Source organism: Streptomyces sp. 11-1-2, assembly GCF_003595545.1.
Taxonomy (GTDB): Bacteria; Actinomycetota; Actinomycetes; order Streptomycetales; family Streptomycetaceae; genus Streptomyces; species Streptomyces hygroscopicus_B.
In genome coordinates, this window is the sequence record NZ_CP022545.1 from 11,242,160 (window position 1) to 11,264,037 (window position 21,878).

Genomic DNA, 21,878 nt, shown 5'->3' on the forward strand with positions numbered 1-21,878 from the left:
GCCATGATCCGAGTGCTGCTGGCCGACGACGACCCCCTGGTACGGACCGGACTGAAGTTGATGCTGCGCGGGGCGGACGGCATCGAGGTCGTGGCGGAGGCGGCCGACGGTGTCCAGGCAGCCGCCGCCGTCGGTGAACACGAGCCCGATGTGATCCTCATGGACATCCGGATGCCCGTCATGGACGGCCTCGAGGCCACCCGCGCACTCACCCGCCGCGGCACGAAGGCCCCGCAGGTGATCGTGCTGACCACCTTCGACGAACACCGCCTGGTCCTGGAGGCGATGCGCGCGGGCGCCGCCGGGTTCCTCGCCAAACACACCGCGCCCGAGGACATCGTCGCCGCGGTACGCCGGGCCGCTCGCGGTGAGCCCGCACTGTCGCCGTCCGCCGCGCGCGCTCTGATCGAGCACGCGGCGGCCGGACCGGACGACCGGGCCGAACACGCCCGGCGGCGGCTGGCGTTGCTCACCGTACGGGAGCGCGAGGTGGCCCAGGCGGTTGCCGAGGGATTGTCCAACACCGACATCGGCACCCGCCTGCACCTGTCCCTCGGCACGGTCAAGGCCCACCTCTCGAGCGCCCTGGCCAAACTGGACCTGGACAACCGCGTCCAGCTCGCGCTCCTCACCCACGACGCTCATCCGCGGTCCTGACCGGGGCGAGCGGGTCGTGGGCGCGGGTAACCGCGTCTTCCACCGATTGCAGCAGGTCAGACGTAGAAGCGGGACAGACTCTGCACCACGGCCGCGGGCTTCGTGCCGCCGTCCACCTCGATCGTGCCGTCGACGGTGATCTGGACGCCGCCGGGTACGTCCTCGACCGAGGTGAGCCGGGCGGCGAGCCGCAGGCGGGATCCGGTCCGCACCGGCGCGGGGAAACGTACCTTGTTCAGGCCGTAGTTGACCTTGGTGGTCACGCCCCGCACGTCCAGCAGTTGGGTGAAGAGGGGGATGAACAGGGACAAGGTGAGGTAGCCGTGCGCGATCGGCGCGCCGAAGGGGCCCTGAGCCGCTCGCTCCGGGTCGGTGTGGATCCACTGGTGATCGCCGGTGGCCTCGGCGAAGGTGTCGATGCGGTCCTGCGTGACCTCGATCCACTCGCTGGTGCCGAGGCCGCTGCCGGCGAGCTTCCTCAGTTCGTCCAGGCCGTTGACGGTGATGCTCATGAGTCGGCTTTCTGTTGAGGGCTTGGGGTGCCGTAGTGGTGGCGGACCCGGGACTTGAGGAGCTTCCCGGAGGCGGTGCGCGGTAGTTCGTCCGCGATGACCACGGACTTGGGGATCTTGTACTTGGCGAGCCGCCCGGACAGTGATGCCAGCACCTCGCCCGGATCGAGTTCGGTACCCGCTGCCGGGACGACGACCGCGCGGGGCACCTCGCCCCACGTGTCGTCCGGTACACCGATCACCGCACACTCGGCGATGCCCGGGTGGGTGAGGAGAAGGTCCTCGATCTCGGCGGGATAGATGTTCTCGCCACCAGAGATGATCATGTCCTTGATCCGGTCGACGATGTACACGTATCCGTCTTCGTCGACCCGGGCCGCGTCCCCGCTGCGGAACCAGCCGTCCGCGAAGGCGGCCTCCGTCTCCTCGGGCAGTCCCCAGTAGCCGGACATCACATGTGGTCCGCGCACCACCACTTCGCCGGTCTCGCCGGTGTCGACCGGGGTGAGGCCGGGCCGTACGACCCGTACGTCGCTGAAGAAGTGCGGTACGCCCGCCGAGCCCGCCTTGGCGGCGGCGTGCTCGGCGTCCAGGAAGAGTGCGCCGGGCGCGGCCTCGGTCATGCCGTAGCCCTGGAGGAAGGTGAGCCCGCGCTTCTGGTAGGCGGCGATGAGCGGGGTCGGCACCGGTGATCCGCCGCAGGTGAGGATGCGGAGCGAGGACAGGTCGGCGTCGGCCCAGCGGGGATGCCGGGCCATCTGGCCGAACATCGTCGGCACTCCGAACATGAAGGTGATGCGGTGCCGTTCGATCAGGTCGAGGGTCGTCTCCGGGTCGAAGGCCGCCACCAGGACGCAGGTGCCGCCCTTGAGCAGTACCGGCAAGGTGATCATGTTCAGACCGGCGGTGTGGAACAACGGGGCGGATACCAGGGCGCGTTCGTCGGCCAACAGGTCGTGGTCGACCAGGACATTGACGGCGTTCCAGGTGACGTTGGCGTGGGTGAGCATCGCGCCTTTGGGGCGGCCGGTCGTCCCCGAGGTGTACATGATGACGCAGGTGTCGTCGGCGGTGACCGGTTCGTCGATCGGCTCGGCCGAGGCGGCTGCCAGGGCCTGTTCGTATGCGTCGCCGATCTCGAGGTGGGTCCGTACCTCGGTGCCGGTGGGCAGTGCGGCGACGAGCCCGGCGTGTGCGGGGCCGTGGATGAGGGCCTTGGCGCCGGAGTCGGCGAGCTGGTAGGCGATCTCGGGGGCGGCGAGGCGGGTGTTGAGGGGGACGAAGACGGCGCCGAGGAGGCCGGCGGCGAACAAGGTCTCCAGATAGGCGGGGTGGTTGGGGCCGAGGTGGGCGATGCGGTCGCCGCGTCCGATGCCTCGGGCGCGCAGGGCGTGGGCGAGGCGGGTGGTGCGTATGTGCAGGGTGCGGTAGTCGGTCGACCGCTCGCCGTGGATCAGGGCCGTGCGGTGCGGGGTTTTGCGGGCCCGGCGTGCGGGCCACGACCCCAGTCCCTCGTTGCGCATCTGGCACCTCTCATGGTTGCGTCAGCCCGAGCAGGCGGGCCGCGTTCTCCTTGAGGATCTTCGGCTTGACCGCCTCCTTGATGGCGAGCCTCTCGAAGTCGGCCAGCCATCGGTCCGGGGTGAGCACCGGGAAGTCCGAACCGAAGAGGACCTTGTCCTGCAGCAGGGTGTTGGCGTACTGCACGAGCTGCGGCGGGAAGTACTTCGGGGACCAGCCGGACAGGTCGATGTGCACGCCGGGCTTGTGGGTCGCCACCGCCAGGGCCTCGTCCTGCCAGGGGAACGACGGGTGCGCCAGGATGATCTTCAGTTGCGGGAAGTCGGCGGCCACATCGTCCACATGGAGCGGGTTGGAGTATTTCAGGCGGATGCCGCCCCCGCCGGGAACACCGGCGCCGATGCCGGTCTGGCCGGTGTGGAAGAGCGCGATGGTGCCGGTCTCCTCGATCACCTCGTACAGGCCGTACGCCACCGAGCGGTCGTTGGGAAAGAAGCCCTGGACGCTGGGATGGAACTTGAAGCCCTTCACGCCGTACTCCTCGATCAGCCGCCGGGCCCGCCGCACGCCGGCCTTGCCCCGGAAGGGGTCGATGGAGGCGAACGGAATGAGGACGTCCGCGTTGGCGGCGGCAGCCTCGGCGACCTCCTCGTTCGGGACGGGCTCGGTGCCGGTCGCGGACTCCGCGTCCACCGTGAAGATGACGGCGGCCATCCGCCGCTCGCGGTAGTAGGCGGCCGTCTCCTCGAGTGTGGGCTTCCGGTTGCCCTCGACCTTGAAGTATGCGGAGGAGGCGTCGTGCAGGTCGTCGTCCAGGGAGGAGTGGCCCTTGGCGGACACCTCCGCGTGGGTGTGGACGTCGATGGCGACCAGATCCTGAAGGTGCATCACGCCTCCGGAATCTTCGGCGCGGGGATACCCACCGTCTGTGGTTCGGCGCCGACCGACGTGGGCCAGGCATCGGCCAGGGCGTCGGAGGTCCAGCCACCGTCGGCGTAGGCGGCCCGGACCTCCTGCGGATGCGACCAGAGCGCCACCTTGTCGCCGCCGATCCCGATGCACTGGCCGGTGATGCCGCGGGCGGCGTCGGAGGCCAGGAAGGGGACGAGGGCGGCGCAGTCCTCCGGCGTGCCGAATCCCTCTCCCTTGCGCAGGAAGTCCGGCAGTGGTCGGCCGTTCCTGAGGGCCTCCGCATACGGGGCGAGGGCAGGAATGGTCTCGGTCATCGCGGTGGCGGCGACCGGCACGATCGCGTTGACGGTGATGCTCGCGCGGGACAGTTCCATGGACCAGGTGCGCGCCATGGCGGCGATTCCGGCCTTGGCGGCGGAGTAGTTGGTCTGGCCGAAGTTGCCGCGCTGCCCGGCCGGGGAGCCGACGAGGACGAGCGTGCCGCCTTCGCCCTGTTCGCGCAGGCGCACGGCGGCGGCGCGGGCGCAGGTGAAGGTGGCCCTCAGGTGGGTGGTGATGACCGCGTCGAAGTCCTCGTCGGTCATCTTCCACAGCACCTTGTCGCGCAGGATGCCCGCGTTGGTGACCAGGACGTCGAGTCGGCCGAACTCCTCGGCGGCACGGCCCACCAGCCGGTCGGCGGCCTCGGCGGTACCGACGGGGACCACCTCGGCCACGGCGGTGCCGCCGGCCTCGGTGATGGACTTGACGGCCTGTTCGGCCGCGTCCTCGTCGACGTCGTTCACGACCACGGACGCACCGTGGGCGGCGAGGGCGTGTGCGTAGGCGAGGCCGAGGCCCCGGCCGCTACCGGTGATGACGGCGGCCTTGCCGGTCAGATCGATGGTGGGCACGAGCGAGTCCCTTCGCATGGGGTGCGCCGGTCCGGCGCGGGGTGCGGCATCGAGATCGAAGCTAAGCACAATAATTGTTGACGTCAACAGTTGTTGTTTACCTCGGGTGCGTCATGCTGGACTCTGCACACGAGACCAACCCTTCCGGGGAGCCGAGACCGGCGCCCCGGGGCCGAGACCAGGGAGCCCGCCATCACCCGCCGGCACACCGACGACCCGCGCCCCGTCGACGCGGACGAACCATGGATGCGGGCACTCCACGCGGACACGGGCTATCTGCTCTACCGCCTGGGTCTGCGCTCCGGTCAGCTCTTCAACACCTTCCTCCAGGAGTCGGGGCTGCGGCTGCGGCACTACGCCGTGCTGCGCTTCCTCGCCACCTGCGAGGGCGCCTTGCAGCGAGAGCTCAGCGCCCGGCTCGGCTATGACCCGAGCGCGATCGTCGGCCTGGTGGACGACCTGGAGAAGCTCGGCTTCGCCGAGCGCCGCCCCGCCCCCGACGACCGCCGCAGCCGCATCGTCGTCCTCACTGAGGACGGCCGCGCGTTCCTCCAGGACACGGATCAGGCGGGTCAGGATGTGACCGACGAACTGCTCGCCCCGCTCGCCCCCGCCGAGCGGGAGACGCTGCACACGCTCCTGCTGCGCGTCGCCGGGAACAGGCTCGCCTGATGCTGCGCCCGGTGCGGGGTACGTGCGTAGTGGACTTCACCACGGCCTGGTCGGGGCCACTCGCCACCCGTATTCTCGCCCTGCTGGGCGCGGAGGTTCTCAAGGTGGAAAGCGCCTCCAGGATGGACGCCTGGCGAGGCCCCGCCGACGCCCCCACCGCCACCGAGTTCTACCCGAACGGCGAGCCCGGTGACCGCCCGTACAACCGCAACGCGTGGTTCAACGCCCAGAACCTGGACAAGAAGTCGGTGCTGCTGGACCTGAAGACGGACACCGGCCGCCGACAGGCCCATGACCTGTGCCGGGAGAGTGATCTGGTGGTCACCAACTTCACCCCGGACACCATGAGACGCCTGGGGCTCGGCTTCGACGCACTCCGCGAGATCAACCCCTCCGTCGTCATGGTCGAGATGTCGGGCTTCGGCACCACAGGGCCGCTCCGGCACCACCGTGCCTACGGACAGACGATGGAGGCGATGGCCGGTATCACCGCACTGATCGGATACGCCCGAGGAATCCGGACCGCTGGGGTCGGGCTCCGCGTATCTCGATCCCATGGGCGGGTTGGCGGGCGCGGCGGCCGCCGTCACCGCGCTGGCGCACCGGGACCGCACACAGCAAGCGCAGTACGTCGAGGTCGCTCAGCGCGAAGCGGCCATGTCCTGGATCGGCGACATCATCCTGGATTCCGTCTCCACGGGGGCTGACCCGGTGCCGCAGGGCAACGCGGTCCCCACCGCCTTCCCGCACGACGCGTTCCGTTGCGAGGGCGAGGACCAGTGGATCGCCATCGCTGTGCACACGGCGGACCAGTGGTCCGCGCTCTGCTCGGAACTGGGCTGGACCGACTGGGCCCGTGACACGTCGCTGGCGGAAACGACGGCGCGGAAAGCCAGGGCGGAGGAGATAGAGCGGCGCCTTTCGGAGGCGACGCGCGAACACGACAAGACGCGCCTGGCCACGCGTCTCCAGCGGGCCGGTGTCCCCGCCGCCCCCGTGCAAAACGGCCGGGACCTGTTCGAGGACCCACAGCTCAGGCATCGCGGGTGGTTCGCCGCCCTGACACATCCGGAGGCAGGGACACACGAGTACGCGGGCCTGCCCCTGGAAACGGCAGGACGCCTCCTCCAGCCGTCGGCCGCCGCGCCACTGCTGGGCCAGCACACGGCCGACGTCCTGGGGTCCGTACATTCGGCATGACCCGGAGCCCGGAAGACGGGCCCATCCCGAATGCGGGGTGGGCCCGCCCCGCGCCCTCGAGACGGCCGGGATTCTGGCGTCCGAGGGGATCGAGCTGGACGCCATCGATCCATCGGGGCTCATGGAGCCAGGACGAGGGATCGGCACGCCGCCGGAGTCCCCCAGGCATCACGGAGGGCGCGGGCTTTGCGGATCCACAGGGACAGCTCCAGCTCCTCGGTGTAGCCGAGCGCGCCGTGCACCTGCAGGGCCGTGCGCGAGGCGGCGTAGGCCGCCTCGCCCGCGGTCACTTTCGCCGCCGCGCACTCCCGGCGGGTGGACGGGGCGTCCGAGGCCAGGGCCAGGGCGGCGGAGTGGATCAGAGGCTGGGCGAACTCCAGCGCGAGGAGAACGTCCGCCAGACGGTGCTTCACGGCCTGGAACGAGCCGATGGCGACTCCGAACTGAGTGCGTTGTGCGGCGTACGCGACGGTATGGTCCAGCAGCGCGCGGCCGAGCCCCAGGGCCTGGGCGGCCGTTGTCAGGGCCGCCACATCCGTGGCGTACGAGGTCGCTGCCCGGACCGTGGGCCCCTCGACCAGGACCGTTGCGCCCGTCGGGCGGAACAATCGGCGGGCCGGATCGGAGGAACGCTGTAGCGGGCCGCGCCCCGCTGCCAGCCGTACGGTGTCATCCTCGACGACGAACACGGCGTCGGCCGTGTCCGCGTCGAGCGCGTAAGGGCTCCCGGCGTCGGGCGCGCACAGGGATACGAGCGCCGCGCCGGCGGCGATCCGCGGCAGCCACGTCTCGGCAGGGGCGCGGTCGCCGAGCCGGTCGAGGAGGGCCGCCGCCGCGACGGTTTCGACCAGCGGGCCCGGTACGGCGTGGCGGCCCAGTTCGGTGAAGGCGACGCCCAGTTCGACAGGCAGCAGGCCCAGGCCCTCGTGCCGCTCCGGTACGGTGAGGCCGAAGACTCCCGCCTCGGCGAGCCGGCTCCACAGGGTGCGGCCGGGGCCCGGGTCCCCGGCCGCCCAGGACCGTATCGTGCTCGGTGTGTCCGACGAGCCGAGCATGCCGTCCAGGGTCTTCGCGAACGCACGCTGCTCGGTGTCGAGGAGGAACCGCATCACCGGCGTCCTTTCGGCAGGCCGAGCAGCCGCTCGGCGATGATGTCGCGCTGGATCTCGTTGGTGCCGGCGTAGATGGGGCCCGCGAGGGAGAAGGTGTAGCCCTCTGCCCAGCCGCCGTGGGCCGGCGCGTCCGCGGCGTCATCGGCGAGCTCCCCGTAGGGGCCGAGCAGGTCGAGGGCGGTCTCGTGGAGCGCGATGTCCAGCTCCGACCAGAAGACCTTGTTGAGACTGGACTCCGCGCCGATCGACTCTCCGGCCGCGATCCGCGAGACGCTCGCGTAGGCGAAGAGTTCATACGCGCGGGCGCCGATCATCGCGTCGGCCACCCGGTCGCGCAGAGCCGTGTCCGCCGGATCGGCCTCATCGCGCCACAGCCGGGCCAACCGGTCCGCGGCGGCCGTGAAGCGGCCGGGGCTGCGCAGGGTCAGCCCGCGCTCGCTGCCCGCGGTGCTCATCGCCACGCGCCAGCCCTCACCCGGCGCTCCGATGACGTCCTCGTCGGGCACGAAGACATCGTCCAGGAAGAGTTCGGCGAAGGCGGGCTTGCCGTCGAGGCGTCCTATGGGCCGCACCGTCACGCCCGGCGCGTCCAGGGGGAACATCAGATACGTCAGTCCCCGGTGCGGCTTGTCCGCCGCCGGATCACTGCGGAAGAGGCCAAAGGCGCGGTCGGCGAAGGCGGCCCGGGATGACCAGGTCTTCTGACCGCTCAGGCGCCAGCCGCCCTCGGTCCGCTGGGCCGTGGAGCGCAGCCGCGCGAGGTCGGAGCCCGCCTCCGGCTCGGACCAGGCCTGAGCCCAGATGACCTCGCCACTCGCCATGGGCGGCAGGACGCGGGCGCGCTGCTCCGGTGTGCCGTGCTCGAAGAGGGTGGGGGCGAGGAGGTTGATGCCGTTCTGGCTGACCCGGCCGGGTGCGTCCGCCGCGTAGTACTCCTCCTCGAAGATCAGCCATTGGAGGAGTGAGACACCCCGGCCGCCGTATTCCTCGGGCCAGGAGACGACCGACCACCGGTCCGCGAAGAGGGCACGCTCCCACTCCCGGTGGGCGGCGAACCCCTCCGCGGTCTCCAGGGAGGGCAGGCGAGAGGTGGGCACATATGCGGTGAGCCAGGCGCGGGCCTCGGCCCGGAAGGCGTTCTCGGCGGCGCTGAAATCGAGATCCATCAGGTGCCGGCCTCCTTCATCGCGCGGATGTCCATGCCGCCCAGCGCGTCGGGGGCGGTCTGCGCGTTGTGCGCGTGGGCGAGAGGGTGCGGTCCGAAGACCGAGTCCGGCCCGGTGTGCAGGCCCGGCAGGTCCTCGGCCTGGTCGACGGCGCGTTTGGCCAGCGCCGGCCCCAGGCGTGGCATGCCGGCGATGCGCGTCGCCAACTCCATTTCTAACAAGTGTTTGGTAGGTTACCGTACGGCCATAAGCGCCGTCGAGGTTCGAGGAGGCCCATGTATGACTGCCGTCGGCCCGCCCCCGTATGTCCCCGGCCATGCCCTCCTCGACGGCCGTAGCGCGGTGATCACCGCGGCCGCGGGCGCCGGGATCGGTGGGGCCACCGCACGCAGATTTCTCGACGAGGGCGCCCGCGTCGTCATCGGTGACGCCCACGCGCGCCGGCTGAAGGAGGCGTGCGACGCGTTGTCCGAGGAGTTCGGCGCCGACCGGGTCGCGGGCCTGCCCTGCGATGTCACCGACGAGCGGCAGATCACGGACCTGCTCGACCTCGCCGAGGAGCGGCACGGGCGCCTCGACATCGTGGTCAACAACGCCGGGCTCGGCGGCACTGCCCAGCTCACCGAGATGACCGACGAACAGTGGGACAGGGTCCTCGACGTCACCCTGAACGGCACCTTCCGCTGCACCCGCGCCGCACTGCGCCGCATGAAGGCGGCGGGCGCCGGAGGTGTGATCGTCAACAACGCCTCGGTGGTCGGCTGGCGCGCGCAGGCCGGGCAGGCGCACTACGCCGCCGCCAAAGCCGGAGTCATGGCGCTGACCCGCTGCGCCGCCGTGGAGGCGGCCGACTACGGGGTGCGGGTCAACGCGGTCGCCCCGAGCCTGGCGATGCACCCGCATCTGGTGAAGGTGACCACGGCCCAATTGCTGGCGGAGCTCACCGAGCGCGAGGCGTTCGGCCGCTATGCCGAGCCCTGGGAGGTCGCCAACGTGATCGTCTTCCTGGCCGGCGACTACTCCTCGTATATGACCGGCGAGATCGTCTCGGTCAGCAGCCAGCGGGCGTGAGACGACAATGGCAGGGTGCCGAACACAAGGAACACCAGCATGCCGGGGAACGGCAAGAAGAAGCCCGCGATGAGCCCGTCGCCCGCGCGGCGTGCCGAGCTGCTCGCGGTCGCGGCGGAGGTCTTCGCCGAGCAGGGCTACAGCGCGACAACCGTCCGGCAGATCGCGGACGCCGCGGGAATGCTCGCGGGCAGTCTCTACTACCACTTCGACTCCAAGGAGTCGATGCTCGACGAGATCCTGTCCGGCTTCCTGGACGAGCTGTGGGCCGGATACGACGCCGTGCTGGAAGCGGATCTCGCCCCCCGGGCGACCATCGAGGCCCTGGTCACCGAGTCCTTCCGGGAGATCGACCGGCATCGCGCCGCTGTGGCGATCTACCAGAAGGAATCCCGGCAACTGTCCGCGCAACCCCGCTTCACCTACCTCGCCGCGGCGCAGGAGAAGTTCGAGAAGGCGTGGCTGGGGACGTTGGAACGCGGCGTCGCGGCCCACGCCTTCCGTGCCGACCTGGACGCCCGGCTCACCTACCGCTTCGTACGGGACACCGTCTGGGTCGCCGCGTCCTGGTACCGGCCCGGCGGACAGCACAGCCCCGAGGAAATCGCCCGCCAGTACCTGTCGATGGTGCTGGACGGGATCGCCGTACAGACATAGAGACCTCGCGAAGGAGCAGCAGCCATGCCCGAGGCATTCATCGTCGAAGCAGTACGCACCCCGGTCGGCAAACGCGACGGCGCTCTGTCCGCCGTGCACCCCGCCGACCTCGGCGCCCATGTGCTGAAGGCGCTGATGGAGCGCTCCGGCGCCGATCCCGCCGCCGTCGAGGACGTCGTCTTCGGCTGCCTGGACACCGTGGGCCCGCAGGCCGGGGACATCGCGCGCACCTGCTGGCTGGCCGCCGGGCTGCCGGAAGAAGTACCCGGGACCACGGTGGACCGCCAGTGCGGCTCCTCCCAGCAGGCCCTGCACTTCGCCGCGCAGGGCGTGCTCTCCGGTACTCAGGACCTGGTGGTCGCGGGCGGGGTGCAGAACATGTCGATGATCCCCATCGCCTTCGCCAGCCGCCGGGCCACCGAACCGCTCGGCCTCGACGACGGCCCGTACGCGGGCTCCGAGGGCTGGCGGGCCCGCTACGGCGACCGGCCCGTCAACCAGTTCTACGGAGCGGAACTGATCGCCGAGAAGTGGGGCATCAGCCGGGAGGCGATGGAGGAGTTCGCGCTGCGCTCCCACCAGCGCGCGATACGGGCCATCGACGAGGGCCGCTTCGACCGCGAGCTCGTCCCGTACGGGGAGGTGACGACCGATGAGGGGCCGCGCCGGGGCACCTCACTGGAGAAGATGGCTTCTCTGGCACCGGTCGTCCAGGGCGGCCGGCTGACCGCCGCCGTCTCCTCGCAGGTCTCCGACGGCGCCTCCGCGCTGCTCGTCGCCTCCGAGCGGGCGGTCGCCGAGCACGGCCTGACACCGCGCGCCCGCGTCCACCATCTGTCGGTGCGCGGCGAGGACCCGATCCGGATGCTGTCCGCCCCCATCCCGGCCACGGCCTACGCCCTGAAGAAGTCCGGGATGTCGCTCGACGACATCGACCTGGTGGAGATCAACGAGGCGTTCGCACCCGTCGTGCTGGCGTGGCTGAAGGAAACCGGCGTGGACCCGGAGAAGGTCAACGTCAACGGCGGCGCCATCGCCCTCGGCCACCCGCTCGGCGCGACCGGCACCAAGCTGACGACGACGCTGCTGCACGAACTGGAGCGCACCGGCGGCCGGTTCGGTCTGCAGACCATGTGCGAGGGCGGTGGCCAGGCCAACGTCACCATCATCGAACGGCTCTGACGCACACCACCCGCCTGCCGCCGCCGACCCGATCACCCGGGTCGGCGGCGGCAGGCGGATCGGCTGGTGCGGAGGGCGCTCAGGTGACCCGGGGCAGACGCTCGAGGGCGGTATGCGCCTCAGCCATGATCCCCTCGACCAACTCGGCGCACGACGGCAGGTCCTCGATGAGGCCCGCGACCTGTCCCGACGCCATCACTCCGAGGTCCGTGCGGCCGTCGACCATGGAGGCTCGCAGCAGCATCGGAGTGTTGGCGGCCAGCAGGACCTGACTCCAGGTGAGCTCCTTGCCATGCTTCATGGCCAGACCGTCACGGACCATCCGCGCCCAGCTCAGGCCGGACAGCTTCCTGAAGGACGCGGCGTGGCGTACGGCGCGCAGCAGCGCGGCCGTCCGGCCGGAACGTTCCAGGGTGTCGACCAGTTCGCTGCGCAGCATCCGGTGGGGGAGCCCGTCCACTTTCGTGGTGACCGTGACGTCCTGGACCGAGGCTTGGAGATAGCGGGCCTGCACCACGCGCGGGACGGTGCTGTCCGACGTCAGCAGGAATCGGGTGCCCATCGCCACCCCCGCCGCCCCGTAGGCGAGCGCCGCGACCAGGCCACGGCCCTCGAAGAAGCCTCCCGCGGCGATGACGGGGATGTCCACGGCGTCCACGACCTGGGGCAGCAGCACGGTGGTGGCGACGTTGCCGGTGTGGCCGCCGCCCTCGCCGCCCTGGACGACCACCGCGTCCGCGCCCCAGGCGGCGACCTTTTCCGCGTGCCGGCGCGCGCCGATGGAGGGGATCACGATGACGCCGGCGTCCTTGAGCCGGGCGATCAGCTCGCGGGAGGGCGCGAGGGCGAACGAGGCGACCCGCACGCCCTCCTCCACGATGATCCGTACCCGCTCGGCCGCGTCCCCCGCGTCCGCCCGCAGATTGACCCCGAAAGGCGCGTTCGTGCGAGATCTGACCTCGCGGACCGCCACCCGCAGCTGATCCGGTGTCATTGTCGCCGAGGCGAGGATGCCCAGCGCTCCGGCGTTCGCCGTGGCCGAGACGAGTCGGGGCCCGGCCACCCAGCCCATGCCCGTCTGGACGATGGGATGGCGGACCCCGACCAGCTTCGTCAGTGACGTCGCGATCGTGACACCTTTCATGCCCTCACCTCGCGGTCGCGCAGCCCCTTCGGGTCGAGGACCTCCCGGATCAGGCGCAGTTCCTCCGCCGACGGCATACGGGTGTGCGGCACCTCCTCCGGCTCCTCCGGGACGGTCAGCGGGAAACCGGTGGCCTCCCGCACCTGGTCCACCGTGACGCCGGGATGTACGGAGCACAGCCGCAGGGAGCGGTCGGGTGTGGCGAAGTCCAGGACCGCCAGATCGGTGATGACACGGCGGATCTCGTGGAAGCGCGTCGTCACGGGCCCGGCGGCCGCCGCCCGGTCATAGCCGACCCCCGAGACCATGTCCACCCGCTCGACGAAGACGCGTGGCGAGTGCCGGGGAACCCAGTAACTCGTCGGGTTGTTCAGCGTGTTGACGGGGGCCCCGCGTACGCCGAGGAGCTGCCGTCGTGGCTTTGCCCAGTCGCCGACGCATGAGATGTTCTGGTTGCCGTAGGCGTCGAGCTGGCTGGCGCCCATCATGACGTGGCGCCGCCCACTGGCGACCATCGCCAGGTGCCGGCGGTACGGCAGCCAGCCCTCGGTCACCTGGGAACCGCTCCCCACCGCCGGGACGTCGCCGATCAGCAGCGCCTCACCATCGGTCAGCAGCAGGTCGGGGGAGAAGGTGAGCTTCGCCAGCCGCGCGCCGATCGTGGGCACGGTGCCCATCGGGCTCGCGAGGATCTCCCCGTCGCCGCGCCACGCCTCGGCACAGGCCACCACACAGCATTCGGCCCGGGTCGCGCTCTCACTCATGTGGCCTCCTTGGCGAACGCCGTGACGGCGGCCTGATAGGCGTCTTCGTCTCCCGAGAGGAACTGCTCGGTGAACCGTCGCCACGCCTCGGGATCGGCGGCGGCCTGCGCGTACGCGCGTTGGAAGGCCTCGTCGCGGTCGTAGTCGGGGAGGCATGAGGTGAAGTGCGCACCGCCCGGGGCCTCGACCACTCCGTTGACGAACGCCCGGCTCACCAGCAGGGTCTGCGGGCCGTGTTCCGCTCGCAACTCCGCGCTGTCCACGATGTGTTCGCAGGAGAGGTACGCCTGGTCCGCGGCCTCGCAGAACAGGTCGTCGAAGTAGGGATCGGGCCCGAGGTACTGGCCGTTGCCGTGTGCGTCGGCCCGGTTGAGGTGGACGAGCGCGGCATCCAGGCGCAGCGCCGGGACGGCGACGAGTTCCTCGCCGTCGTCGTATGGGGAGCGCACCGTGCGCAACTGCGGGTTGACCTTCATCACGTCCGAGCCGAGGCCCGCCCGGATCGGCATGAACGGCAGACGGTGCCCGGCCGCGGTCAGCCCCCACATGAACATCGCCTCGTCCAGCTCCGTCATCTCGAACGCGCCGCGCTCCCGGGCGGCGCGGAAGTGCGGTTCGAGGGGTATGGAGTCGAGGGTGACGAACGCCGCGATCAGCTTGCGGATTTTCCCGGCCGCGGCCAAGAGGCCGACGTCCGGGCCGCCGTAGGAGACGACGGTCAGATCGGTGATGTCCGAGCGCAGGAGGGCCCGGATGAGAGCCATGGGTTTGCGCCGCGATCCCCAGCCGCCGATGCCGATCGTCATGCCGCTCTCCAAGCGGGCGGCGACCTCATCGGCGGTCATGGTCTTGTTCCGGCTCATGGCTGCCGCTCCTGCCCTCTGTCCTTGTCCGTACCGAAGCCGGCGCGGACCCGGTCGGCGACCCCGCTGAGGTTCGCCTCGAAGGTGAACCCCTGCTCGAAGCGGTAGCTGCGCCGGACGTCCACGGGGTCGATGCCGTTGATGGCGGCTTTGGCCAGCCGCAGCAGAGATCCGTCCTTGGCGGCGATCTCGCGGGCCAGCTCCAGGGCCGCGCCCCGCAATTCCGCGCGCGGGACGACCTTCCACACCGAGCCGTGCCGATGAAGCTCCTCGGCGGTGGCGGTGCGCGAGGTGTAGTAGAGGGCGCGCATCAGATGCTGGGGGACCAGCCGGGCCAGATGGGTCGCGGCCCCCAGCGCGCCCCGGTCCAGTTCCGGCAACCCGAAGACCGCGTCCTCGCTCGCCACGATCGCGTCGGAGTTGCCCGCCAGTCCGATGCCGCCACCGAGGCAGAAGCCCTGTACGGCCGCGACGACCGGGACTTCGCATTCGTACACCGCGGCGAACGCCTCGAAGCAGCCGCGGTTCGCTCCGATCAGGGCACCGTGGCCGTCGTCGCGCTGCATTTCCTTGATGTCGACGCCCGCGTTGAAACCGCGTCCGGCGGCGGTGAGGACGACGCACCGCACGCCAGGGTCCCGGCCCGTCACGCGTATCGCGTCGGCCAGGTCGTACCAGCCCCGCACGGGCAGCGCGTTGACGGGCGGAAAGTCGACGGTGACAACGGCGACGCCCTTTTCCGTCTCGGAGGTGGAGACACCCATGAGCGCATCAGCTACCTTTCTACCAAGCATTTGTTAGGTACGGTAGCAGTGGACCGCATACCGCGGGAGGTTCATGGTGAGCGTGGCTTGCGACCTGTCGGGCCGGGTCGCCGTGGTGACCGGCGGCACCCGGGGTGTGGGTGCGGGGATCGCGCGGGCCTTCCTCGAAGCGGGCGCCGAGGTCGTGGTCTGCGCACGCAGAACCCCGGAGACGACGGTGGAGGCGGATGGCCGCGCGGCCCGATTCCTCCCCGTCGACCTGCGCGATCCGGAAGCCGTGAGAGAACTCCTCGCCCAGGTGGCCGCCGATCACGGACGGCTGGACAGCCTTGTCAACAACGCCGGGGGCACGCCGTTCCGGACACTGGGCAACGGCGGGCCGGAGCGGCACGCTCGGGTGATCGAGCTGAACCTGCTCGCCCCGCTGACCGCTTCCCTCGCCGCGTACGAGGTGATGAGCCGCCAGGCGGCGGGCGGTTCGATCACCATGATCGGCAGCGTCAGCGGCACCCGCCCCTCCCCGGGCACCGCCGCCTACGGCGCGGCCAAAGCGGGACTGGAGAGCCTCGCCCGCTCCATGGCCGTGGAGTGGGCACCGACGATACGGATCAACACGCTCGTCCTCGGCATGGTCCGCACCGAACTCTCCTCTCTGCACTACGGGGACGAGGCGGGAGTGGCCGCCGTCGGCCGCACCGTGCCGCTCGGGCGCCTCGCGGAGCCCTCCGAGGTCGGCGATGCCTGCGTCTTCCTCGCCTCGGACCGCGCCGCGTACATCTCCGGCGCGAGCCTGCTCGTCCACGGTGGCGGGGAACGCCCCGCCTTCCTCGACGCCGCCACTGCCAACAAGGAGACTTGAAGATGACCGGAATCTGCTCCGGACGCGTCGCCGTCGTCACCGGGGCCGGCCGCGGACTGGGCCGGGCGCACGCGCTCGCCCTCGCCGCCGAGGGAGCGAAGGTGGTGGTCAACGATCTCGGGGTGGGACTGGACGGGGCCGCGGAAACGGACGGTCCGGCCCAGCGGGTCGTGGACGAGATCACGGCCCTGGGCGGCGAGGCGGTCGCGCATGGCGGCGACATCGCGACCACTGACGGCGCCGCCTCGTTGATCACGACCGCCCTGGAGGCATTCGGGCGGTTCGACACCCTGGTCAACAACGCCGGGTTCCTCCGCGACCGGATGCTCGTCAATCTGGACGAGGACGACTGGGATGCCGTCATGCGGGTCCACCTCAAGGGCCACTTCCTGCCGCTCAAACACGCCGCCGCACACTGGCGCGCCGAGGCCAAGAGCGGCCGGACGCCCCAGGCGCGGGTCGTCAACACCAGCTCGGGCGCCGGCCTGCTCGGCAGTGTCGGTCAGGGCAACTACTCCGCCGCGAAGGCCGGAATCATCGGCCTCACGCTCGTCGCCGCCGCCGAGATGGGCCGGTACGGCGTCCAGATCAACGCCATCGCCCCGGCCGCGCGTACCCGCATGACCGAGCACACCTTCGCCGAGACGATGGCGGCGCCGGGCGAGGGCGGATTCGACGCGATGGCCCCGGAGAACGTCTCCCCGCTGGTCGTCTGGCTGGGCTCAGCCGCCTCCACAGGGGTCACCGGACGCGTCTTCGAGGTGGAGGGCGGCCGGATCACCGTCATGGAGGGCTGGCGGCCCGGACCGACCGCCGACAAAGGGGACCGGTGGAGTCCGGCGGAGGCGGGCGAGGCGGCGCTGGGACTGCTCGCCGCCTCGGACGTCCCACAGCCGGTCTATGGCACGCGATGAGCGGTCCGCGGCCGGGCCCGGCGCGTGGGTGGTGGGCCCAAGAGCTGCGGCGTCGTCGTCTTCTTCGCCTTGGCCGTCGTCGCCTTGGCCTTGGCCGTGCCGGTGCGCTTCGCGGTGGCGCGCTTCGGCTTTGCGGGTGCGCTTTCCGTGTCGCTGTCGAGCAGGCCGTGCGGGGCGACAAGAGACAGGAGATTCGGATGCGGGACTTCGACGGCCGACCGGGCGCGGCCGTGATCGCTGGAGCCACTGGTGGCATCGGAGCCGCCATCACCCGCATGCTTGCCGGGCGCGGCAGCCATGTGGCACTGACGTACCGGAAGAGCGCCGAGGCCGGGGCCGCCCTGGCCGCGGAGGCCGAGGCGACGGGTGTCCGAGCGGCCGCCCGGCCGCTGGACCTGTCGGACGCCGACGCGACGGCGCGCTTTCTGGACGAGGTCGCGGACCGCTTCGACGGCATCCACACGCTCGTCTACGCGGCTGGCCCGCATGTGCCCATGGTGCATCTGAGCCGGGTGACGCCGGACCGGTTCCGGCAGCAGATCGAGGCGGACGCGATCGCCTTCTTCAACCTGGTGCAGCCGGCCCTGCCTCGGCTGCGCGCGACCAGGGGCGGCATCGTCGCTGTCACCACGGCCGCCACGCGTCGATTCCCGGTCCGGGACGGCCTTTCCGCCGGGCCGAAGGGGGCCGTCGAAGCGCTGGTACGGGGATTCGCCGCGGAGGAGGGCCGGTTCGGGGTGCGTGCCAACTGCGTGGGCCCCGGAATGCTGCTCGACGGAATGGCCGCCCGGCTGATCGGTTCGGGCGACCTGGACGAACGGGCCCTGGAGGTCACCCGCGGCAACATCCCCCTGCGGCGGTTCGGATCCGCGAGCGACATCGCCGAGGCCGTGTGCTTCCTGGCCTCCGACCGAGCCGGTTTCATCTCCGGTCAGATGCTCGACGTCGACGGAGGTTACGGGGTGTGAGACGGCGCGTCCCGGCTGAAGAGGGCACAGTGCGTATGAGGAGCGCACGAAGCGGGCTTTGCCACGGCCGGCCGGGCTCTCCCATTGACTGTCTCCTGCGATGCCGTTGCGTGCGTCATGCCTCCGCCGAGCCCAGGACCAGCACCTGGATGGCCAGGACGGCGGCACCGCGGGCCCAGTCGTGGAAGTCGGACACCCTGGTCTCGAGGTTGACCTTGTCGGCCCGGGGATGGCGGTTGGCGAGGATGGCCTCCTCCATCGCGGCCCCGGCCACGTCGAGCAGGCCCACTCCCTCGCCGGCCAGCAGAATCTTCTGGGGCATCGCGAAGTTGGCGATCTGGGACACGATGGTGCCCAGCGCCCGGGCCGCCTCGTCCACGACCCGGGCGGCCATGGGCTCGCCATCGGCAGCGAGGCCGAGGATCTCCTCGTACGTCATCTCCCGGCCGGTGGCGGCCTGGAGCTGGTAGCGGATGCTGGGGATGGTCAGCAGGGAGACGGCGCTGCCGCGTTCTCCGTACGGGGTGAGCGGGCCGTGGGGATTGACCATCCAGTGCCGTCCCCGGCCGACGCTCAGGCCGTCCTCGGAAGAGATCACCCGCCTGCCGCCGCTGACCAGTCCGTAACCCAGCCCCGCCCCGATGGTGAGCACCGCGAACCGGTCGAGGCCGCGGCCCGCGCCGAACCAGCACTCGGCCTCGACCAGCGCCGCCACGTCGTTCTCCACGACCACCGGCAGCCCCGTCTGCTCCTCGACCAGTCCGGCCAGCGGCACCTCGTCCCAGCCGAGAAAAGGTGACCGGACGACGACCGAGCGGTCCCGGACGCCGGCCCCCACCCCGATGCCGATCCCGGCCGGCCGGGGATGGGTTCGGGTGAACTCCTCCGTCATCTCACGCAGCAGATCGGCGACCAACGCGGGCTCGTGCGTGGTGAGCGGCCGCTCCGCGCGGGCCATGATGTCGCTGCGGAGCGTGGTGACAACCCCGTAGGCCCGGTCCTCGGTGATCTTGAAGCCGATGAAGAACCGGGACTCGGCGACCATGTCCAGCGGCTGCGAGGGCCGGCCCTGCCGCACCTCCGCCGGTGCGGTGCCCTCGGTGGTCTGCTCGACCAGTAGACCCGATTCGATCAGCGGCTTGGTCAGCCGGGTGAGGCTGCCCGCCGAGAGGTTCAGCCGACGGGCGAGTTCGGCGCGCGGCAGCGGACCGTGCACGAGCACCTCGATCGCCACCGCACGTTCCCCGGGACTCAGCGGCAGCCAACTGGCGTCAAGTGTGGTCATGAGGGCGGGCTCCTCTATGTTTTCTTCCGTGTCGGAAGTAATGATGTCACTCTATGGCGCGAGAGGCGGCATCGGAAAGATATTTGCCTGACCCTTGACGCCAGGATTCTTTCGCGTCAAAAGTAAGTGCTGCCCGAGGATGAGCCGCAGACGAAAGAGTCGCTCCTGATGACCGTCGCCTCCAGCAGCCCTCCTTCGCGCCTGCGCCCGCGCCGCGCCGAGGGAGCCACATCGAAACTCAAGATCCGCAAAGCCCGAGAAGCCGGTGACGACGGAGCCCTCGCGGCCGTCTTCATCGCTCCTGTCGCGCCCCTCGCCATCGCGGTTCTGCTCCAGCGGCTGACGCGCTCGGCCGTACCGCGGGGCATCGTGCTCACCCCGTATCTGATGTCGAACGTCGTCGTCGGCCTCCCGGGTGCTCCTGCCGATGGCGGCCACCCCCATCGTCACCCTGGCCGTCCTGACCTACATCACGTCCTGGAACGACTACTTCTGGCCGCTGATGGTGTCGTACAGCGACAGCTCACGTGTCCTCACCATGGCGCCGGCCACCTTCCGGGCACAGACCCCGCAGACCGGCACCGACTGGGCCGGGCTCATGGCGGCGACCCTCATCGCCGCGCTCCCGATGCAGGACCTCTACGCCAACGACGCGCCCGTCAGCGGCCTCGACGAGACCAACAGCCAGATCAACTTCCTTCTCAACCAGTGAACCGGCACCAGCTCGACCACCCCATCAGCAGCTGTAAACCATCGAAAGGCATTGCCACATGACGTTCTCACTCGGCATCGTCGGCGCCGGGCAGTTCTCCGGCCAGTTCGCCAAGCTGTTCCTCGCCCACCCGGGTGTCAGCGATGTCTACGTCACCGATCTGCTGCCCGAGCGTGCCGAGCAACTGGCCGCCGCCGAAGGACTGGCGGGAACCTTCCCCTCGTACGAGGCGATGCTGGAGTCGAAGGCGGTCGACGCGGTGGCCATCTTCACCCAGCGCTGGACACACGGCCCCCTCGTACTCCAGGGCCTGAACGCCGGGAAGCATGTGTACTCGGCGGTACCGATGGCGATCACCCGGGAGGAGATAGCGGCGATCATCGAGGTTGTACGCGCTACCGGTCTGACGTACATGATGGGTGAGACGAGCCAGTACAACCCGGCTACCGTGCACGCCCGCGACCAGATCGCCGAGGGTGCCTTCGGGCGGCTCTTCTATGCCGAGGGCGACTACGTTCACGACATGGATCTCGGCTTCTATGAGGCCTATCAGTACAGCGGCGGCGAGAACTGGAAGGCGACCGCCAGCTATCCGCCGCTGCTCTACCCCACGCACTCCGTCGGCGGGGTCCTCGGAGCCTGGCAGACGCACGCGGTGAGCGTGTCGGCGATCGGAGTGAAGGACGACCGCGGGGACAATGTCTTCGACCAGGAGATCAGCCAGTTCGGCAATGACGTCTCCAATGCCACCGCGCTGTTCGAGGTGTTCGGCGGCGGCTCGTTCCGTACCAACGAGTTCCGGCGGGTCGGCTATCCCTCGCACATCCGCGAGTCGCGGTTCCGGTTCTTCGGGACGGAGGCCAGCATGGAACAGCTCGCCACGGTGAGCTTCTGGCAGGACAAGAAGGGGGTCAAGGACATCACCGAGTTGTTGGAGCCCAAGCCGACACTGGCTCCCGATGACCCGTCACTCGAGCACATCGCGCCTGCCCTGCGCGCCGCCTTCACTTCGGGCTCCGCGCCCGTGCACGACCGGTCGCGGCTGCCCCGGGAGTTCGATCACCTGCACAACGGGCACGAAGGAAGTCACCACTTCCTGGTGGACGACTTCGTGACCGCGGTGAACACCCGCACGCTTCCATCCGTGAACGCATGGGTCGCGGCCCGCTACACCCTGCCGGGCATCGTGGCGCACGAATCCGCGCGGCAGGGCGGGGCCCGGCTGGAAATCCCCGACTTCGGGGACGTACCCCAGGTCTGAGCGGCCCTGGACCGGCCGCCTCCCGGGGCGGCCGGTCAGGTGCCTGGCTGACGAATTGCCCGAGTCCGACATCGCCGCGCCCCAGCCCGTCGAGCACCCGGACACGAAGCGCGAACAGCAACGGCGCATACAGTCCTGACCAGCGTCGTGGACAGCACTCGTGGCGTGGGGTCAGGGGGAAGACGACGTGGTTTCGTCCTGGGGCGAGGTCGGCCGGCCTTCGGCGCCACCGGTGTCGTCGCCGAACGTGCCGTGCGGAGCCTGCTCAGCGTGTGCCTGCACGGCGGCCTCGAGGATGGCGCCGATCGCCTCGGGGCTCATGGCCGACAGTCCGTCGAAGAGGTTGCTCGACCGCAGCGCGATGACGCCGATGAGGCAGGAGATCAGGACTTCGGCCCGGCCCGCGGGATCGTCGGCGCCTTCTGCCGCCAGTCGGTTGGCGAGAGGTGAGATGAGCCGGGTGCGCATCTCGTCGGCCGCGGAGGCGCGTACTTCCTGGGCGCTGCTTCGGGAGAGAAGAGCCTGGACGAGCGGCCCCGGTGCCCCCCTGCGGTCCGCTCGGTGCAGTGCGTACGCGGTGAAGGCTCCCAGGTCCAGGGTCTCCGCCGGGGCGCCGACCTCACGGCTGTCCTCGGCCACGGCCGACCTGTAGACGGCGGCCTTGTTGCCGAAGTACCGCGCGATCAAAGAGGCGTCGACACCAGCGCGCTCACCGATGTCCTTCAGCGTCACGGCTTCGTACCCGTGGCGGCCGAACAGATCGCGGGCGGCGGTGAGCAAGGCGGCACG

The 21,878-nt window shown here is 70.4% G+C and carries 22 protein-coding genes and 4 pseudogenes; 13 read left to right on the forward strand and 13 right to left on the reverse strand.

Features of this window, described 5'->3' with window-relative positions; translation table 11 throughout:
• Nucleotides 1-3 precede the first annotated feature (3 nt).
• Entirely contained in the window at nucleotides 4-657 is a 654-nt protein-coding gene (locus tag CGL27_RS47625) for a response regulator transcription factor (protein WP_119993956.1), read from the forward strand.
• A 56-nt stretch (nucleotides 658-713) separates the two neighbouring features.
• On the opposite strand, the gene CGL27_RS47630 is transcribed toward CGL27_RS47625, so the two are convergent.
• From CGL27_RS47630 to CGL27_RS47645, 4 genes are read right to left on the reverse strand one after another with little or no spacing between them, the layout of a single operon-like run.
• The gene (locus CGL27_RS47630) at nucleotides 714-1,169 is read right to left on the reverse strand and encodes a MaoC family dehydratase (protein WP_119993957.1); all 456 of its coding nucleotides are present in this window, start codon (nucleotides 1,167-1,169) and stop codon (nucleotides 714-716) included.
• Nucleotides 1,166-2,692, reverse strand: a complete 1,527-nt coding sequence (gene menE / locus CGL27_RS47635; protein ID WP_119993958.1) for an o-succinylbenzoate--CoA ligase — start codon at nucleotides 2,690-2,692, stop codon at nucleotides 1,166-1,168. The genes CGL27_RS47630 and menE overlap by 4 nt, the downstream gene beginning before the upstream one ends.
• Nucleotides 2,693-2,702: 10 nt before the next feature.
• Nucleotides 2,703-3,578 carry an amidohydrolase family protein gene (locus CGL27_RS47640; RefSeq protein WP_119993959.1) on the reverse strand — a complete coding sequence of 292 codons (876 nt, stop codon included), beginning with the start codon at nucleotides 3,576-3,578 and terminating at the stop codon, nucleotides 2,703-2,705.
• Nucleotides 3,578-4,495: an SDR family oxidoreductase gene (locus tag CGL27_RS47645; protein WP_119993960.1), complete on the reverse strand. Its 918-nt coding sequence runs from the start codon at nucleotides 4,493-4,495 to the stop codon at nucleotides 3,578-3,580. The genes CGL27_RS47640 and CGL27_RS47645 overlap by 1 nt, the downstream gene beginning before the upstream one ends.
• A 246-nt stretch (nucleotides 4,496-4,741) precedes the next feature.
• Here CGL27_RS47645 and CGL27_RS47650 point away from each other — a divergent pair, with 246 nt between their 5' ends.
• The 3 genes and pseudogenes from CGL27_RS47650 (at nucleotide 4,742) to CGL27_RS53365 (ending at nucleotide 6,367) form a co-directional block, all read left to right on the forward strand.
• Nucleotides 4,742-5,167, forward strand: coding sequence for a MarR family transcriptional regulator (locus CGL27_RS47650; protein ID WP_078646390.1), 426 nt, complete (start codon nucleotides 4,742-4,744; stop codon nucleotides 5,165-5,167).
• A pseudogene (locus CGL27_RS53360) lies at nucleotides 5,167-5,661 on the forward strand (CoA transferase); the annotation flags it as partial. The gene CGL27_RS47650 and the pseudogene CGL27_RS53360, both read left to right, overlap by 1 nt.
• Nucleotides 5,662-5,722: 61 nt before the next feature.
• Nucleotides 5,723-6,367, forward strand: coding sequence for a CoA transferase (locus CGL27_RS53365; RefSeq protein WP_119993962.1), 645 nt, complete (start codon nucleotides 5,723-5,725; stop codon nucleotides 6,365-6,367).
• A 119-nt stretch (nucleotides 6,368-6,486) separates the two neighbouring features.
• Here CGL27_RS53365 and CGL27_RS47665 read toward each other — a convergent pair whose 3' ends face one another.
• The 3 genes and pseudogenes from CGL27_RS47665 to CGL27_RS47675 form a co-directional block, all read right to left on the reverse strand.
• The gene (locus tag CGL27_RS47665) at nucleotides 6,487-7,476 is read right to left on the reverse strand and encodes an acyl-CoA dehydrogenase family protein (RefSeq protein WP_119993963.1); all 990 of its coding nucleotides are present in this window, start codon (nucleotides 7,474-7,476) and stop codon (nucleotides 6,487-6,489) included.
• Nucleotides 7,476-8,645 carry an acyl-CoA dehydrogenase family protein gene (locus CGL27_RS47670; RefSeq protein ID WP_119993964.1) on the reverse strand — a complete coding sequence of 390 codons (1,170 nt, stop codon included), beginning with the start codon at nucleotides 8,643-8,645 and terminating at the stop codon, nucleotides 7,476-7,478. Before CGL27_RS47670 ends, CGL27_RS47665 begins: the two co-directional genes overlap by 1 nt.
• A pseudogene (locus CGL27_RS47675) lies at nucleotides 8,645-8,854 on the reverse strand (enoyl-CoA hydratase); the annotation flags it as partial. The pseudogene CGL27_RS47675 and the gene CGL27_RS47670, both read right to left, overlap by 1 nt.
• A gap of 70 nt (nucleotides 8,855-8,924) precedes the next feature.
• On the opposite strand from CGL27_RS47675, the gene CGL27_RS47680 reads away from it, so the two are divergent.
• The 3 genes from CGL27_RS47680 to CGL27_RS47690 are packed head-to-tail and all read left to right on the forward strand — an operon-like array spanning nucleotide 8,925 to nucleotide 11,555.
• Nucleotides 8,925-9,716, forward strand: a complete 792-nt coding sequence (locus tag CGL27_RS47680) for an SDR family oxidoreductase (protein WP_119993965.1) — start codon at nucleotides 8,925-8,927, stop codon at nucleotides 9,714-9,716.
• A gap of 39 nt (nucleotides 9,717-9,755) precedes the next feature.
• The gene (locus tag CGL27_RS47685; protein WP_119993966.1) at nucleotides 9,756-10,373 is read left to right on the forward strand and encodes a TetR/AcrR family transcriptional regulator; all 618 of its coding nucleotides are present in this window, start codon (nucleotides 9,756-9,758) and stop codon (nucleotides 10,371-10,373) included.
• Between the two features lie 24 nt (nucleotides 10,374-10,397).
• Entirely contained in the window at nucleotides 10,398-11,555 is a 1,158-nt protein-coding gene (locus CGL27_RS47690) for an acetyl-CoA C-acetyltransferase (protein ID WP_078646400.1), read from the forward strand.
• Nucleotides 11,556-11,634: 79 nt separating this feature from the next.
• Here CGL27_RS47690 and CGL27_RS47695 read toward each other — a convergent pair whose 3' ends face one another.
• The 4 genes from CGL27_RS47695 to CGL27_RS47710 are packed head-to-tail and all read right to left on the reverse strand — an operon-like array spanning nucleotide 11,635 to nucleotide 15,090.
• Nucleotides 11,635-12,699 (reverse strand): nitronate monooxygenase, encoded by a 1,065-nt coding sequence (locus tag CGL27_RS47695; RefSeq protein WP_119993967.1) that lies wholly within the window; start codon nucleotides 12,697-12,699, stop codon nucleotides 11,635-11,637.
• Nucleotides 12,696-13,463 carry a CoA-transferase gene (locus CGL27_RS47700; protein ID WP_119993968.1) on the reverse strand — a complete coding sequence of 256 codons (768 nt, stop codon included), beginning with the start codon at nucleotides 13,461-13,463 and terminating at the stop codon, nucleotides 12,696-12,698. The genes CGL27_RS47695 and CGL27_RS47700 overlap by 4 nt, the downstream gene beginning before the upstream one ends.
• Nucleotides 13,460-14,326 carry a CoA-transferase gene (locus CGL27_RS47705; RefSeq protein ID WP_119993969.1) on the reverse strand — a complete coding sequence of 289 codons (867 nt, stop codon included), beginning with the start codon at nucleotides 14,324-14,326 and terminating at the stop codon, nucleotides 13,460-13,462. The genes CGL27_RS47700 and CGL27_RS47705 overlap by 4 nt, the downstream gene beginning before the upstream one ends.
• Complete coding sequence (locus tag CGL27_RS47710) at nucleotides 14,323-15,090, reverse strand: enoyl-CoA hydratase family protein (RefSeq protein WP_119993970.1); 768 nt, start codon at nucleotides 15,088-15,090, stop codon at nucleotides 14,323-14,325. The genes CGL27_RS47705 and CGL27_RS47710 overlap by 4 nt, the downstream gene beginning before the upstream one ends.
• Nucleotides 15,091-15,166: 76 nt before the next feature.
• Between CGL27_RS47710 and CGL27_RS47715 the strand changes: the two genes are divergently transcribed.
• The 3 genes from CGL27_RS47715 to CGL27_RS47730 all read left to right on the forward strand — a co-directional run bounded on the left by CGL27_RS47715 (nucleotide 15,167) and on the right by CGL27_RS47730 (nucleotide 17,831).
• A complete protein-coding gene (locus CGL27_RS47715) occupies nucleotides 15,167-15,949 on the forward strand; it encodes an SDR family oxidoreductase (protein WP_119994895.1) in 783 nt (260 codons plus the stop codon).
• A 2-nt stretch (nucleotides 15,950-15,951) separates the two neighbouring features.
• A complete protein-coding gene (locus CGL27_RS47720; protein ID WP_119993971.1) occupies nucleotides 15,952-16,863 on the forward strand; it encodes an SDR family oxidoreductase in 912 nt (303 codons plus the stop codon).
• Between the two features lie 197 nt (nucleotides 16,864-17,060).
• The gene (locus CGL27_RS47730; RefSeq protein WP_119993973.1) at nucleotides 17,061-17,831 is read left to right on the forward strand and encodes an SDR family oxidoreductase; all 771 of its coding nucleotides are present in this window, start codon (nucleotides 17,061-17,063) and stop codon (nucleotides 17,829-17,831) included.
• A 115-nt stretch (nucleotides 17,832-17,946) separates the two neighbouring features.
• Here CGL27_RS47730 and CGL27_RS47735 read toward each other — a convergent pair whose 3' ends face one another.
• Entirely contained in the window at nucleotides 17,947-19,116 is a 1,170-nt protein-coding gene (locus CGL27_RS47735) for an ROK family transcriptional regulator (protein WP_078646408.1), read from the reverse strand.
• A gap of 168 nt (nucleotides 19,117-19,284) precedes the next feature.
• Between CGL27_RS47735 and CGL27_RS52800 the strand changes: the two are divergent.
• From CGL27_RS52800 to CGL27_RS47750, 3 genes and pseudogenes are all read left to right on the forward strand, one after another.
• A pseudogene (locus tag CGL27_RS52800) lies at nucleotides 19,285-19,527 on the forward strand (hypothetical protein); the annotation flags it as partial.
• Between the two features lies 1 nt (nucleotide 19,528).
• Nucleotides 19,529-19,828 (forward strand): annotated as a pseudogene (locus tag CGL27_RS47745) (hypothetical protein); the annotation flags it as partial.
• Nucleotides 19,829-19,886: 58 nt separating this feature from the next.
• Nucleotides 19,887-21,089: a Gfo/Idh/MocA family oxidoreductase gene (locus CGL27_RS47750; RefSeq protein ID WP_119993974.1), complete on the forward strand. Its 1,203-nt coding sequence runs from the start codon at nucleotides 19,887-19,889 to the stop codon at nucleotides 21,087-21,089.
• Between the two features lie 171 nt (nucleotides 21,090-21,260).
• On the opposite strand, the gene CGL27_RS47755 is transcribed toward CGL27_RS47750, so the two are convergent.
• The gene (locus CGL27_RS47755; protein ID WP_240450891.1) at nucleotides 21,261-21,869 is read right to left on the reverse strand and encodes a TetR/AcrR family transcriptional regulator; all 609 of its coding nucleotides are present in this window, start codon (nucleotides 21,867-21,869) and stop codon (nucleotides 21,261-21,263) included.
• Between the last annotated feature and the right edge of the window lie 9 nt (nucleotides 21,870-21,878).